The sequence below is a fragment of the Kribbella ginsengisoli genome (assembly GCF_039537185.1).
Classification (GTDB): Bacteria; Actinomycetota; Actinomycetes; order Propionibacteriales; family Kribbellaceae; genus Kribbella; species Kribbella koreensis.
The window spans coordinates 135348-149218 of record NZ_BAABAA010000010.1 but is presented as its reverse complement, the minus strand read 5'-3'; the positions used below and the strand labels follow the sequence as shown (position 1 = coordinate 149218).

The window sequence follows — 13871 nt, the reverse complement described above, 5'->3', positions numbered from 1 at the left end:
CATCTCACGCACCGCCGATGACGACGGTGTGTTCACGGCGCCAGCTGAGCCGGACGGCAACTCCTCGGCGGCCCAGGCTGTCCCCGGCGGAATCCTGCGTGTTCTGCTCCAGAACGAGCAGCGTTCCGCCCGCGTCGAGGTCGACGACCGACTGCGTCGCCGACCCCAGATAGACGACCTCACGAACCACCCCGGTCGCCGTACAGTCGCCGGCCCCGGCTGAGGCTGAGGCAGGCGACATCCTGATCTTCTCGGGCCGGACGGTATAGGTGCCGACGGCACCGATCACCTCGGCCGCCACCGCACCCTCCAGCAGGTTCGACGTACCGACGAACCCGGCGACGAAGGCCGTCGCGGGGTGTTCGTAGAGCTCGGCCGGTGTGGCGAGCTGTTCGATCCGGCCACCGTTGAAGACGGCGATCCGGTCGCTCATCGTGAGCGCTTCCTCCTGGTCGTGCGTCACGAAGACGAAGGTGATGCCGACGTCGCGCTGCATCGCCTTCAGCTCGATCTGCATCTCCCGGCGCAGCTTCAGGTCGAGCGCGCCGAGCGGCTCGTCCAGCAGCAGCACCTTCGGCCGGTTGACCAGCGCCCGCGCGAGCGCGACTCGTTGCCGCTGGCCACCGGACAGTTGATGCGGACGCCGCTGCGCGAATCCCTGCAGCCGGACGGTTTCCAGCGCCTCGATCGCCCGCTTCCGGCGCTCGCGACGCTCGACCCGCTTCACCCGCAGCCCGTACTCGACGTTCTGCAGCACGCTCATGTGCGGGAACAGCGCATAGTCCTGGAAGACCGTGTTCACATCCCGCGCGTACGGCGGGAGCGCGGTGACGTCGACGCCGCCGAGCAGCACCTGCCCCGACGTCGGCGTCTCGAAGCCGGCCACCATCCGCAGGACCGTCGTCTTGCCGGAGCCGGACGGCCCGAGCATCGAGAAGAACTCCCCCTCGGCCAGCTCCAGGTCGATCCCGTCGACGGCGGTGATGTCGCCGAAGGTCTTGGTCAGGCCGCGCAGGCTGATGGCGGTCCTCGTCTCGGTCAGCGTCATCTCAGATCGCCGACATCACGTGCTTGACCCGGGTGTAGTCCTCCAGGCCGTACATCGACAGGTCCTTGCCATGGCCCGAATGCTTGAACCCACCGTGCGGCATCTCGGCCACCAACGGGATGTGCGTGTTGATCCACACGCAGCCGAAGTCGAGCGCGGCCGACATCCTGAGCGCCCGGCTGTGATCGGTCGTGAAGACGCTCGACGCCAGCCCGTACTGGACCCCGTTGGCCATCCGCAGCGCCTCGGCCTCGTCAGCGAAGGTCTGCACGGTGATCACCGGCCCGAACACCTCGTCCTGGATCATCTCGTCGTCCTGCCGCAACCCGGTGACGATCGTCGCGTCGTGGAAGAACCCGTCGGCCAGCACGCCGGCCGACCGCTCTCCACCCAGTACCACCGACGCGTGGGTGGGCATCCGGGCCAGGAATCCGCGGACCCGTTCGAGCTGCATCGCGTTGTTCAGCGGGCCGAACAGCGCATCCTCGTCATCGGCCAGCCCCGGTTTGGCGTTGTCGCGAGCCCAGCCGATCAGGGCGTCGAGGAAGGCGTCGTACTTGCTCTCCTGCACGAGCACCCGGCAGGCCGCCGTACAGTCCTGGCCGGCGTTGAAGTAGCCGCCGACCCCGATCGCCTCGGCCGCCGCCGCGAAGTCCGCGTCGTCGAAGACGATCGCCGGTGCTTTGCCGCCCAGCTCCAGGTGGGTGCGCTTGAGGTCGAGCGCTGCCGTGCTGGCGACCTGCGTGCCGGCCCGGGTCGAGCCGGTGATGCTGACGAGCTGGGGAGCCGGATGCTCGACCAACGCCTGACCGGTGTCACGGTCGCCGCAGACGACGTTGAGGACACCGGGTGGCAAGACCTCCGCGGCCAGCTCGGCGAGCATCACGGTCGTCACCGGGGTCGTCTCGGCCGGTTTGAGGACGACGGTGTTGCCGGCGGCAAGGGCCGGGGCGAACTTCCAGATCGCCATCATCATCGGGTAGTTCCAGGGCGTGATCTGCCCGACGACGCCGATCGGCTCTCGGCGTACATAGGAGGTATGACCGGCCAGGTACTCGCCGGCCGACTTGCCCTCCAGCATGCGGGCGGCACCGGCGAAGAAGCGCAGCTGGTCGATCAGTACCGCGAGCTCCTCGGTGCGGGTCAGCTCGAGTGGCTTGCCGGTGTTCTGGGACTCGGCGGTGACGAGGTCGTTGCCGCGGGCCTCGATCAGGTCGGCGAGCTTCAGCAGGCCGCGCTGCCGGTCCGACGGCGTCGCCGCGGCCCATCCGGGCGCAGCATCGGCGGCCACGCGGTAGGCCAGGTCGATGTCCTCGGCCCCGGACAGCGGCGCCGTCCCGAACACCTTGCCCGTGGCGGGATCGACCAGCTCACTGGTGGCGCCTGAGAGCGCGTCGTGGGGTGTCCCGTTGATCAGATTCCGAACGATTCGCATGAACGCTCCTCCGACTCAGGGCGCTAAACATATGAAATCAGATGTTAAAGTTCAAGCGATCGGCTTGAATACTCCGGAAACGTGTCGGAGATGTGTGCCAAGTTCCGACTCAGGACGCTAGGAGGTGGGGGCGTGGCGCTGCGGTTCTACGGGAGTGGGGCGGCGGCGGTGTTCGCGCCGTTGGAGTCGCTGAGCCGGTCCGAGCTGGTCGCCCGGCGGCTGACCGACGCGATCGCGCTCGGTCTGCTGCCCGATGCCGAGCAACTGCCCGGCGAGGCCGACCTGGCCGGCATCTTCGGCGTCTCCACCACCACCATCCGCGAAGCCCTGTCCTCCCTCAGACTGCGCGGCCTGATCGACACCCGGCGCGGCCGGGGCGGCGGCAGCTTCGTCCGGGCCCAGGGCAAGATCTCCACCGAGATCGTCCGCGACCGGCTGGACGAGCTGAGCCTCGCCGACCTGCGCGACCTCGGCGACCACTACTCAGCCATCGCCGGTACCGCCGCCCGCCTCGCCGCCGAGCGCGCGACCCCCGAGGACGTCGACCGGCTGACCGGGGTCTGCGACGCGCTGGAGCATGCCGAGGGCGCGGGCGCCAGACGCCGGGCCGACGCACAGTTCCACATCGAGGTCGCTGCGACGGCGCAATCGACCCGGCTCTACCGGGCGGAGGTCAGCCTGCAGGCCGAGGTCGGAACGTTGCTCTGGCTCGCTTTCGGCGACGACGAGAGCCACCGGCTGACCGTCCAGAGCTGCCGCGAAGTGGTCGCCGCGATCGACCGTGGTGACAGCGAGGCCGCCCGGGCCGCGGCCGAAGAGCGGGTGGCGGACTCGACGGCACGGCTGATCGACCTCAGACTGACACTGGACGACTGATCGCGATGGAGGACCGGCCATGAGCGAACAACTGACGCATCCCGGTGCGCTCGCCGAGGATCCGGGTGTCGCGGCGATCCAGCAGCTGGTCGAGACGGTCGCGGGCGAGGCTTTCGGGCTGGCGACGCGGATCGCGGACGAGGTGACAGCGATCTTCGGCCGGCAGGCGGCGGTACTGCGTACCGATCTGGCCGGAGTCGGTGCATTGGTACTGCCGAGCCTGGCCGACCCGGAAGGGCGGATCCAGGGCGCTGGGTATGTCGCGGCGGTGGACGCGCTGGCCGATTCGCGCTGGTGGCTCGAGTGGTTCATGCTGCGCAACGGCTCCCCCGAGCGGCTGGTCGTCGACACCGACCCGCGCGGCGAGAACTTCTACGACTACGAGTCCCTGCCCTGGTACGACGTCCCGCGCACCACCGGCCGACGCCACATCACCGGCCCCTACGTCGACTACCTCTGCACCGACGACTACACCCTCACCTTCACCGTGCCGGTGTTCGTCGACGGCCGGTTCACCGGTGTGGCGGGCGCAGACCTCAAGGTCTTCGCGTTCGAGAAGGCCGTCCTGCCCCGGCTGCGCGCCAGCCATCACACGATGGCGATCGTCAACGCCCAGGGCCGGGTCGTCCTCTCCAACAGCGCCCGCCACGTCAGCGGCACTCTCCTGCGCGGTCCCGGCACCACCTCCTACCCGATCGGCGACCTGCCCCTGGCGCTGGTCGACCTACCGGTCAGGAAAAGCTGACCGAGTAGCTGTTGGTGGTGAAATTCAGCCCACCGCTGGACGAGGTGATCTCGAAGCCGAATTGCACCTCGTTCATCGTCGCGTCGCCGATCCAGCCGCGGTTCCTGATCCAGTTCATCACCGCTTTGATGTCGACACTGCCGGAATTGGTGTTGCCGGACCGCAGGAACGAGAAGACCTGGTTGGACCCGTTGCTGCCTTTGTAGACGTCCCAGCTGTGGCCGCCGACGCTGACACTGGTCTGGTAGCTGCCGATCGGGCCCACCGCGCCCTGCTTGTTCATCCAGAGCATGATCTCGTAGGCGTTCCCGCCGGCCCAGATGTCGTACGCCGAGGTGTAGGCCCCGCTGCCCGGCCGGCTGACGTTGAAGCTGCTGGTCAGGCTGCCGAGCGCGCTGATCTTCTTGCCGACGTTGCGGGCCGAGTGCGGGTAGGCCTTGACCCCGCCGGTGTTCGGGTGATCGGCCCAGACGCCCCAGTTGGAGTAGGAGTTCGCCCAGATGCTCTGGGCGCCGGCGCCGCCGCCCCAGACGTCGTTGCGCACCGTGTAGCCGCCGTTCGACCAGCTGCCGAACTTGTCGCTCGACGACCACGCGGCCGCGTTCGCCGGCAGCGCCGACAGTGCGGTGACCGCGAGCAGCGTCACCAGCGCCACTACCGCCGACCTCATCGATCTACTCATCCTCATCCCTTTCCGAAAGGCAGGGGAACTGATTTCATGATCGCCGGTCGTCGAATTCGAATCGAATTCGACGAATGCACCGAATTACAATTGCAGCGGCGAATGCCAGAACTATCCCAGCGGTTATGGCACAGGTCAACGGTCATTTCGCCCTTGACAAAGCGGGCCCGCCACTCGACCCTGTACCTGAGAAATCGAAGCGCTTCGACCTTGAAGCCCGGACCCCGGAGGCAGCCATCGTCACGATCGCCGACGTCGCGCGGCACGCAGGCGTCGCGGCCAGCACGGTGTCGTACGTCCTCAGCGGCAAGCGGTCGATCTCCAGCGAGACCCGCGACCGGGTCCAGGACAGCGTCCGCGCGCTGGGCTACCGGCCGAACGCCAGTGCCCGCGCACTCGCCTCGAACCGGTCGAATGTACTCGCCCTGGTGATTCCGCTCCGGGCCGGCATGCACGTGCCGGTGCTGATGCAGTTCGCCACCGCCGTCGTCACCACCGCCCGGCGGTACGACCACGACGTCCTGCTGCTGACCGCCGACGAGGGCCGTTCGGGGCTCGAGCGGGTCTCGCAGAGCGCGCTCGTCGATGCCCTGGTGGTGATGGACGTGGAGTTGCACGACGAACGCGTCCCGCTGCTGCGGGAGCTGCCGATGCCGTCCGTGCTGATCGGGATCCCGGCCGACACCGACGGCCTCAGCTGTATCGACCTCGATTTCTTCGCCGCCGCCGAGCAGTGCGTGGACCACCTGACCGATCTCGGTCATCGCAGCATCGCCTTGCTGGGCACGCCTTCGGCCGTCTACGAGCGGCAGACCGGCTTCGCCGCACGGACCCTGGCCGGCTTCCAGGCCGCGACCGCGCGACGGGGAGTCGTCGGGATCGAGACGCCCTGCGAGCCCGCCTTCGACGCCGTGCTCGACACGGTCGAGGACCTGCTCCACGAGCACCCCGGGATCACCGGCCTGGTCGTCCAGAACGAGCCGATCATCGGGCCGCTGCTCGACGTACTGCGCCTGCTCGGCCGCCGGGTGCCCGAGGACATGTCGCTGATGGCGATCTGCGCCGACGACGTGGCCGAGCGGCATGTGCCCAACCTGTCCTCCGTCACGCTGCCCGCCGACGACATCGGCCAGCGCGCGGTCGAGATGCTGATCGCCAAGCTCGAAGGCGGCCAGACCGAGGCGGTGACGCTGGTGCCCGCGCAGCTCGTCGCCCGCGCGAGCACCAGCGCCGCTCCCGGTGTTCATGCCCGCACTACTGCCTGACCTCCGGCAATGAGCCTCAACGGGCTCAGGACCTGGGTGCCGGACAGCAGGTCGTAGCCCTCGACCGGCAGCTCGACCACCACTTCCGAGTGGTTGATCAGAATCGTCCAGGTGCTCTCGCCTGCCCGCCGGCGGACCAGCTCCACTCCTGCGGGCAGCTCTGGTCGTTCGATCCCCGCGTCCTGAACCACCTGCTCCACAAGGGATTCGTAGGCCTCGTCCTCGAGCTGGGTCGACACATACCAGGCCACGCCCTCGCCGTACTCGTTCCTGGTGATCGCCGGCGAACCGTCGAGCACGCCACCGGAGTACCGGTCGACTGCCTCGGCGCCGGCCAGGTCGACCTGCTCGCTCCACACCCGCCCCCGGCCACCCGAACGGAGGCGAACCTCTTCGACCGGGTGGAACTCCTCGACGCTGATACCGAGAACCTCGCTGAACGCACCGGGATAGCCACCGAGCCGGACCTGCGCGTCCTCGTTCACGATGCCGCTGAAATAGGTGACGAGCAGCCGCCCACCGCGCTCGACGTAGCGGGCGATCGACGCAGCAGCCTGATCCGAGACGAGATAAAGACTGGGTACGACCACCAACCGGTACGCCGAGAGGTCGGCGTCCGGGGCGACCACGTCGACGCCGATCCCGGCAGCCCAGAACTGCCGATGCGCGGCTTGCACGGCCGCCAGGTAGTCCAGCTCGGACGACGGCAGGTGAGTCGACTGCATGGCCCACCACGCCTCGGCGTCCCACAGGATCGCGACCTCGGCCTCCACCGCGCTGCCCTCGAGCTCGGCGAGTCGCGGCAACGAAGCGCCGAACCCGGCGACCTCGGCGAACCTGCGTGATTCGGCGCCCGCGTGCGGCACCATCGCGGAATGGAACATCTCCGCCCCGCCTCGCGAAGCGCGCCACTGGAAGAACAATGCGCCACGCGACCCACGGGCGAGATGGGACAGCGAGTGCCGCGCCATCCGGCCCGGCTCCTTCGTGTGCAGCCGGCGGCCGACGTTCAGGCTGCCGGCCGCCTGCTCCATCAACAACCATGAGCGCCCGCCGGCCCACCCGCGGGCGAGGTCCGCCCCGAACGCGGTCTGCTCCTCGGCGCCGAGCCCGGCGCTGCCGGGATAGTGGTCGATCGCGACCAGATCTACCTCGGGCGCCCAGCGCGCGTGGTTGACCGGCACCCAGCCGCCGAAGACGAAGTTGGTGGTGATCGGGGTCTCCGGCGAAAGGGACCGCAAGATCGCCTTCTGCTCCTCGAAGGCGCTGAGCAGCTCGTCCGACCAGAACCGCTTGAAGTCCAGCGCCTGGGTCGGGTTCACCAGGTACTGCGTGGCGCGCGGCGGCTGAATCTGATCCCAGTGGGAGTACCCCTGACTCCAGAAGGCCGTGGTCCAAGCGGCGTTCAGCCGGTCCAGGTCGCCGTACCGCTCCTGCAGCCACAACCGGAACGCGGCCGCCGCATGGTCGCAGTAGCAGGTGGTCCCGTACTCGTTGTGCACATGCCACATCGCCAGCGCCGGGTGCTCGGAATACCGCTCCGCCAGCACCCGGGCGATCCCGGCCGCCGCCTTCCGGTACGCCGGCGCACACGCGCAGTATGTGTCCCTGCTCCCGTGGGTCAGCCGGGTGCCATCGGCCTTCACCGGTAGGGCGTCGGGATGACGCAGGCTGAACCACGGAGGAGGTGAGGCCGTCGGGGTCGCCAGGTCGACCTGGATCCCGCCGTCGTGCAGAAGGTCCAGCACCTGGTCGAGCCAGCCGAACTCGTACCGCCCCGGCTCGGGTTCGAGGCTGGACCAAGCGAAGACGCCGACCGTCACCAGGTTGACCCCGGCGCGCTGCATCAGGGCGACGTCTTCCTTCCAAACCTCCGGTGACCACTGCTCGGGGTTGTAGTCCCCGCCGAAGTAGAACGCTGTCATACCGGTTCTCCGTAAGGGATACCGAGGCCGTTGGTGGACAGATAGACCCGCCCGAACACTCTCGGGTCGCCGGTGATCGCGTCGTTGGTGGACGCGTACTGGTGCCGGTCGTCGTTCACCCGCACCCAGCTGCGCCCGCTGTCGTCGGACCGGAAGATGCCCTGAACACCGTCTACCTTGCCGGAGGTGAAGACGGCCATCTCCGTCCTGCCCCGCGCCGCCTTCCCGAATCCCACCGTCAGGGCCTCCTGGATCGTGGTCAGCCGTTGATAGCTGAGCCCTTGGTCCACCGAGCGATACAGCCCACTCGCGCCCGCCGCCAGCCAGCAGTGCCCGCTCCGGTCCAGCACGGTCTCGAGCTTGCCACCCCCGACCGGCAAACCCGTTGCCGTCGGCAAGAAGGTCGCACCGCCGTCGAGACTCCGGTACGCCGTACCTGTGGCGCTGTCGAAGGCGTAGAACAACCCCGGGCTCACCCGGTCGGCGGCCATCGCCACCTGGTTGGGCAATCCGGTCACCGCGGTCCAGGTTGCGCCCCGGTCGCGCGAGTAGTGCGGCGGCACGTCGCCGGGCACCCAGACGATCGTGCGGGCGTCCGTACCGACGACGATCTTGCCGGGCTGGGTCGAACCGCTGGGCTCCCCCGCGAACGGCTGCCAACTGATCCCGGCATCAGTCGAATACGCGCCGCGTTGCAGGCTGCCGCCGTACGCGACCCTGACGACGAATCCCTCCGCCTTCGCCGCGTAGTCGACACTCGGCGAGGAACCGCTGACCGGATTGGAGGCCTGTCCGTCAGGTGGTACCACGTCGAGCCGGTCGTGCCGGTAGACACCGATGTCGCCCAGTGCGCTGATCAACGGCGGCCCCCAGGGCGGGCTGATCAGGTCGAGTACGGCGGTCTCCTCCAGCCCCTGCGCCCGGACCGACCAGTGCGTGCTGCGACCGGCCTCCGCGTTCGTCACGTCGTCGGTGCCGAAGATGGTGGCGCCGGTGACGTACATGACCTTGCCGGAGTCGAACGGGTCGATCGAGATGTCCCCGATCATCCAGCCCAGCTTGGGTGTCCCGTGGAAGTTCAGGAACGGCGCACCGGAGGTGTCCAGGACGATCTTGGCGCCGATCGAGTGCCAGGTCGCTCCCCCGTCGACCGACCGGAAGATGTCGTCGACCGGGCCCCACCGGCTCATCGTGGACACCATCACGGTGCCGGGCCTTCGCGGATCGATCGCCAGGCCGGCATAGCCGAAGCCCGCTTCACCACCGGTGTTGGGCCGCAGCGGCGTGATGTCGGTCCAGACACCCGTAGCCGTGTCGACCTTGTGGACCCCGCCGTCGTACATCTCGTACGGCCCGGGCAGGTCGCCATAGGTCAGGTAGAGGTTTCCGTCCGGCGCCAGCTCACCGTGATGGGGCAGCAACCCGGTCGGTTGCCCCGGTACCGGCGACCAGCTCGCGCCACCGTCCGTACTGCGCCACAAGGGATTCGCCCGATCGGTCGAGCCTACGTAGATGGTCCGCGTCGGACGGCCGCGCCGGGACGTCCGCGGATCGAAGAGGACGAACCCGAGTCCGATCCCCGCCGTACCGGTCGTCGGGAAGCTTTCGACCCGGGCCCACGTCTCACCACGATCGGTACTGCGCCACAAGCCCTGGTTACGCGTACCGAAGTACAGGACCCGGCCATCGCGAGGGTCGACCGCCAACCGCTCCCCCATCGAGCGGCCGGGCTCGTTGCCGCCCAGCTTGAACGGCAGATCGGTACGCCGGAAGGTGCGGCCCTGGTCCGTCGAGCGAAGGATGGCCCCGTTGATCGGCGACCACTCGTTGGTATAGGTGCCGACGGCAAGGTAGAGCCGCGACGGGTCCTGCGGGTCGAGGGCGAGGCTCTCGACGCCGGTGAGGCTCCAGTCCTCCAGCCCGACCCACTCGAGCAGCTGAACCCAGCGGCGGGTCCGCTGGTCCAGCCGGGCGGCGCCGCCGATGTCGGTCCTGGCGTAGACCAGTCCGCGCCGGCCGGGGTGGTGGATGATGCCGGTGACGAAACCACCCCCGACGATCTCGACGTTCCGCCAGCGGTACCGCCCGGACGATCCCTGTACTGCCGCAGCCGACTGTGGCAACGCGGCGACGGCCACGGCCGCACCGGCGCCCAGCCCAAGGAAGTGCCTGCGCTGAAGCGTCATCTCACTCCTTCTCCTGAACCATGTCAGCCCTTGACCGCGCCGATGATGACGCCCTTGGTGAAGTGCTTCTGGATGAACGGGTAGATCACCAGCACCGGCACGATCGCGATCACGACGATCGCCATCTTGATCGCCAGGCTCGGCGCCGGCGAAAGGCCCAGCCCCGTCGACGAGGTGACCCCGCCGGCTCCGGTCGGCAGCACCTGCGCCTGCACGATGTAGGTCCGCAGCACCATCTGCAGCGGCCACTTGTTGTTGTCGTTGAGGTAGAGCATCGCGTTGAAGAAGGCGTTCCAGTAGCCGACCGCGTAGAACAGCCCGACCACCGCGACCACCGCGCGCGACAGCGGCAGCACGATCCGGGTCAGCACCGCGAACTCACCGGCGCCGTCGATCCGGGCGCTGTCGATCAGCTCGCCGGGGATACCCATGAAGAAGGACCGCATGACGATCAGGTTGAACGCCGACACCGCCGTCGGCAGGATCAGTGAGCCGTAGCTGTCGATCAGCCCCAGCGAGTTGACGACCAGGTAGCTGGGGATGATCCCCGGCCCGAACAGGAAGGTCAGCAAGACGACGAACAGCAACGGCCGGTGCAGCAGCGATCCGGGACGCGACAGCCCGTACGCCGCGAGCACCGTGATCGCCAGGCTGAAGAACGTACCGATCGCTGTGATCCCGGTACTGATCAGCAGCGCCCGGGTGACCACGCCCCCGGACAGCAGTTGTACGTACGCGGCGATCGTGAGCTCCCGCGGCACCACGACCAGGCCACCGGCCCGCGTGACCGCTTCGGTGGTGGACAGGCTCGTCACCACGACGACGTACAGGGGGAAGGCGACCACCAGGACCACGATCCCCAGGACGACCGGCTTGCTCAGCCGTCCGAAGAAGGTCGGCTCCTCCTCCCAGACCGGGCGGCCGGTCTCCTCGTCCGGGCGGCGCCGGGAGAGGCGGCGCGGCAGGGCGACAGGTTGAGTGGTCATGATCGGGAATACACCCCCTGCTCGCCCACCAGGTGAGCGAATCGGTTGGCCAGCAGGACCAGGACGAGTCCGACCAGTCCCTTGAAGAGGCCCGCCGCGGCGCCGTAGCCGAAGTCGCCGACGAGCAGGCCCTGGTAGTACACGTAGGTGTCGAGCACCTCGGCGGCACCTCCACCGACCGCGCTGCGTTGCAGGATGAACTGCTCGAAGCCGACCGTCAGCGCGTCGCCGAGCCGGAGGATGAGCAGCAGCACGATCACCGGGCGCAGCCCCGGCAACGTGATGTGCCAGAGCCTGCGCCAGCGGTTGGCGCCGTCGGCGGCGGCCGCTTCGTACAGCGCGGGGTTGATCGTGCTCAGCGCGGCGAGGAACACGATCATTCCCCAGCCCGCGTCCTTCCAGATGGACTGTGCGGTCACCAGGACGATGAAGCTGTCCGGCTTCGTCATCAGGTCGACGGCGTTGTAACCGTGCGACCGCAGGGTCTGCGCGAGCAGTCCGGCGCCACCGATCATCTGCTGGAACAGCGAGACCACCAGCACCCAGGAGAAGAAGTGCGGCAGGTAGACGATGCCCTGGACGATGGTGCGCAGCCGAACCGACAGCACGCTGTTGAGCAGCAGCGCCAAGAAGATCGGGATCGGGAAGTAGAACACCAGCTGGAAGGCCGTGATCGACAGCGTGTTCACCAGCGCCGACCAGAACGCGGGCTCGGAGAACATCCGGCTGAAGTTGGCGAAGCCGACGAACTCGCTGCCCCGGATCCCGGCGTACGGCGAGTAGTCCTGGAAGGCGATCACGTTGCCCAGCGTCGGGAAGTAGTGGAAGACGCCGAGCAGCACGATCACCGGCGCGACCATCAGCAGCAGCGGCCAGTCCCGGCGTAACCGGTGCCGCCAGCTCGCTCCGCCGGCCTTTCCCGCCTTGCTCATGCGGCGGGCCGCCAGGCGCGGCGGACTACCGACCGTTGTCACTGAGCACCTTGGCGTAGAAGTCGCGGCCCTCGTTGCCACCGTTGGTCTGCCACTCCTTGACCGCGACCTTGAGCTCGCTGACCGGGCGGCGGCCGCGGTAGATGTCCTGCAGCTTGTCGTCGAACGGCTGGTTCAGCGCCGCCATCTTGGTCGGCTGCTCGACCCGGATGCCCTCGAACAGGTTCTTCTCGCGATGCTTGGCCGCGTTGTTCTCCCAGGCGCTGAGCGCCTCGACGTAGCCGGGGTACTCGCTCTGGGTGATCGCGTTCGGCCGGCCGCCGAGGAAGATGTACGTGCTGGCCACCTCCTTCTGGCCCAGCGCGGTCAGCTTGGGCGCCCCGGAGCTCTGCCGGGTGTAGTGCTTGCCCTCGACCCCGTAGTTGTAGAGCTGGTTCTCCTCGGTGCCGAACGGCGCGGCCGTGTAGTTCAGGACCCCGAGCAACTCGGCGATCCGGTCCTTGCCCAGCCCCTTCTTCACGAAGGTGAAGATGCCGGCCGGATCGCCGCTCCAGACGATCGGCGTCCCGCCGTCGTGGGCGAACGGCGCCACCGCCTGCATGTCGAACTTCGGGTTGATCGCCGACTGCCGCTGCAGCGACTCGTTCCAGGCGCCGAGGCCGTCCTGGCGGATGACCAGCTGACCGCCCTCGAACAACGGCTTCTGGTCGGTCGCCGCGTTGCCGACGACCGTCGGGTGCACGTAGCCCGACTGGAAGACCTTGCGGACGAAGGCGACCGCCTCCTCGAACTCCGGTGTCTCCACCTTGTTCACCAGCTTGCCGGTCGAGTCCTTGCGCCAGCCGCCCGGTACCCCGAAGGCGCGCTGGACCTCGTCGGTGATCGAGCCGAACGCCCACCGGTTGGCCTTCGCGTCGGTCAGCTGCTTGCCCAGGGCGAGCAGATCGTCGGCGGTCTTCGGCGGCGCGGCGCCGACCTGGTCGAAGATGTCCTTGCGGTAGAACAGCGCCCACGGGAAGCCGTCGGACGGGAACGGGACCGCCTTCAGCTGGGAGTTCCAGACGCCGTACGCCCAGGCCCTGGTCGGCAGGTTCGCGAGCATCGGGTACGCCGCGGCCTTGTCACCAGCAAGGTAGGGCGTCAGATCCTCGAACAGCTTGTCCACGGCCTGCCCGAACCGGGTCAGGCCGGAGATGTTCCAGCCGGGCACGCAGAGCAGTTCCGGGACGTTGCCGGAGGCCAGCAGCGGGCCGAGCTTGTCGCCGTAGTCGTTGCCGCTCAGGATGTTGAACCGGACCGGCGCCCCGATCCGCTCGTTGTTCGCGTCGAAGTACGAGTTGTTGCCGAGCCCGGGCGGCAACGGCGCCCACAGCGGAGTCATCGCCGACACCTCCTTGCCGCTCTTCACCGCCTTGTCCGGCACCGCGCGCACCAGTTCGGTCGGGTACTTCGTGAACCCGGGCGAGGCGCCGTTCTCGCCGGGCAGGTCGGGCTTGACCGAGTCGTAGGCGACGTACTTCGGCAGTAACCCGCCGAGCTTGTCCTCGGTCTCGGCCCGGCCGCCGGCCGAACCACCCGATCCACCGGACGAGCAGCCGGTCAACGTCACTCCACCGGCCGCGACCGCGGTGCCGGCGCCGAGCAGGGACAGGAAAGTACGGCGGTTGGTCGAGCCGCTGCCGGATCCGATCACGATGAATTCTCCTTGCGACTGGGAACGGGCGGCCGTCCCGGAGTAGAATTAGTTGGGCTAGTAGCCAAACAAATTAGCTCACGACGGATACCGCCACA

The 13871-nt window shown here is 68.4% G+C and carries 11 protein-coding genes; 3 read left to right on the top strand and 8 right to left on the bottom strand.

Annotation, left to right across the window (positions count from 1 at the left end; translation table 11 throughout):
• Window positions 1-4: 4 nt before the first annotated feature.
• Both ABD768_RS31120 and ABD768_RS31115 read right to left on the bottom strand, forming a co-directional pair.
• Window positions 5-1048, bottom strand: a complete 1044-nt coding sequence (locus tag ABD768_RS31120; protein WP_343980517.1) for an ABC transporter ATP-binding protein — start codon at window positions 1046-1048, stop codon at window positions 5-7.
• 1 nt (window position 1049) lies between these two features.
• A complete protein-coding gene (locus ABD768_RS31115) occupies window positions 1050-2483 on the bottom strand; it encodes an aminobutyraldehyde dehydrogenase (RefSeq protein ID WP_344846561.1) in 1434 nt (477 codons plus the stop codon).
• Window positions 2484-2615: 132 nt separating this feature from the next.
• Between ABD768_RS31115 and ABD768_RS31110 the strand changes: the two genes are divergently transcribed.
• Window positions 2616-3359 carry a FadR/GntR family transcriptional regulator gene (locus tag ABD768_RS31110; RefSeq protein ID WP_343980511.1) on the top strand — a complete coding sequence of 248 codons (744 nt, stop codon included), beginning with the start codon at window positions 2616-2618 and terminating at the stop codon, window positions 3357-3359.
• A gap of 19 nt (window positions 3360-3378) precedes the next feature.
• Window positions 3379-4104, top strand: a complete 726-nt coding sequence (locus ABD768_RS31105) for a cache domain-containing protein (protein WP_344846559.1) — start codon at window positions 3379-3381, stop codon at window positions 4102-4104.
• On the opposite strand, the gene ABD768_RS31100 is transcribed toward ABD768_RS31105, so the two are convergent.
• The gene (locus ABD768_RS31100) at window positions 4091-4774 is read right to left on the bottom strand and encodes a glycoside hydrolase family 12 protein (RefSeq protein WP_343980506.1); all 684 of its coding nucleotides are present in this window, start codon (window positions 4772-4774) and stop codon (window positions 4091-4093) included. The genes ABD768_RS31105 and ABD768_RS31100 overlap by 14 nt on opposite strands.
• 137 nt (window positions 4775-4911) lie before the next feature.
• On the opposite strand from ABD768_RS31100, the gene ABD768_RS31095 reads away from it, so the two are divergent.
• Window positions 4912-6051: a LacI family DNA-binding transcriptional regulator gene (locus ABD768_RS31095; protein WP_344846557.1), complete on the top strand. Its 1140-nt coding sequence runs from the start codon at window positions 4912-4914 to the stop codon at window positions 6049-6051.
• Here ABD768_RS31095 and ABD768_RS31090 read toward each other — a convergent pair.
• From ABD768_RS31090 to ABD768_RS31070, 5 genes are read right to left on the bottom strand one after another with little or no spacing between them, the layout of a single operon-like run.
• Window positions 6030-7976 (bottom strand): beta-galactosidase, encoded by a 1947-nt coding sequence (locus tag ABD768_RS31090; RefSeq protein WP_344846555.1) that lies wholly within the window; start codon window positions 7974-7976, stop codon window positions 6030-6032. The genes ABD768_RS31095 and ABD768_RS31090 overlap by 22 nt on opposite strands.
• Window positions 7973-10162: a carbohydrate-binding protein gene (locus ABD768_RS31085; RefSeq protein WP_344846553.1), complete on the bottom strand. Its 2190-nt coding sequence runs from the start codon at window positions 10160-10162 to the stop codon at window positions 7973-7975. The genes ABD768_RS31090 and ABD768_RS31085 overlap by 4 nt, the downstream gene beginning before the upstream one ends.
• Window positions 10163-10185: 23 nt before the next feature.
• A complete protein-coding gene (locus ABD768_RS31080) occupies window positions 10186-11148 on the bottom strand; it encodes a carbohydrate ABC transporter permease (protein WP_344846551.1) in 963 nt (320 codons plus the stop codon).
• Window positions 11145-12080, bottom strand: coding sequence for an ABC transporter permease (locus tag ABD768_RS31075; protein ID WP_344846549.1), 936 nt, complete (start codon window positions 12078-12080; stop codon window positions 11145-11147). Before ABD768_RS31075 ends, ABD768_RS31080 begins: the two co-directional genes overlap by 4 nt.
• A gap of 25 nt (window positions 12081-12105) precedes the next feature.
• The gene (locus ABD768_RS31070) at window positions 12106-13773 is read right to left on the bottom strand and encodes an extracellular solute-binding protein (protein WP_344846547.1); all 1668 of its coding nucleotides are present in this window, start codon (window positions 13771-13773) and stop codon (window positions 12106-12108) included.
• Window positions 13774-13871 lie beyond the last annotated feature (98 nt).

Coding starts and splice junctions, on each gene's coding strand:
- ABD768_RS31100 (WP_343980506.1), bottom strand. CDS start 4,774: ATGAGGTCGGCGGTAGTGGCGCTGGTGACGCTGCTCGCGGTCACCGCA.
- ABD768_RS31075 (WP_344846549.1), bottom strand. CDS start 12,080: ATGAGCAAGGCGGGAAAGGCCGGCGGAGCGAGCTGGCGGCACCGGTTA.
- ABD768_RS31090 (WP_344846555.1), bottom strand. CDS start 7,976: ATGACAGCGTTCTACTTCGGCGGGGACTACAACCCCGAGCAGTGGTCA.
- ABD768_RS31115 (WP_344846561.1), bottom strand. CDS start 2,483: ATGCGAATCGTTCGGAATCTGATCAACGGGACACCCCACGACGCGCTC.
- ABD768_RS31105 (WP_344846559.1), top strand. CDS start 3,379: ATGAGCGAACAACTGACGCATCCCGGTGCGCTCGCCGAGGATCCGGGT.
- ABD768_RS31085 (WP_344846553.1), bottom strand. CDS start 10,162: ATGACGCTTCAGCGCAGGCACTTCCTTGGGCTGGGCGCCGGTGCGGCC.
- ABD768_RS31095 (WP_344846557.1), top strand. CDS start 4,912: ATGGCACAGGTCAACGGTCATTTCGCCCTTGACAAAGCGGGCCCGCCA.
- ABD768_RS31080 (WP_344846551.1), bottom strand. CDS start 11,148: ATGACCACTCAACCTGTCGCCCTGCCGCGCCGCCTCTCCCGGCGCCGC.
- ABD768_RS31120 (WP_343980517.1), bottom strand. CDS start 1,048: ATGACGCTGACCGAGACGAGGACCGCCATCAGCCTGCGCGGCCTGACC.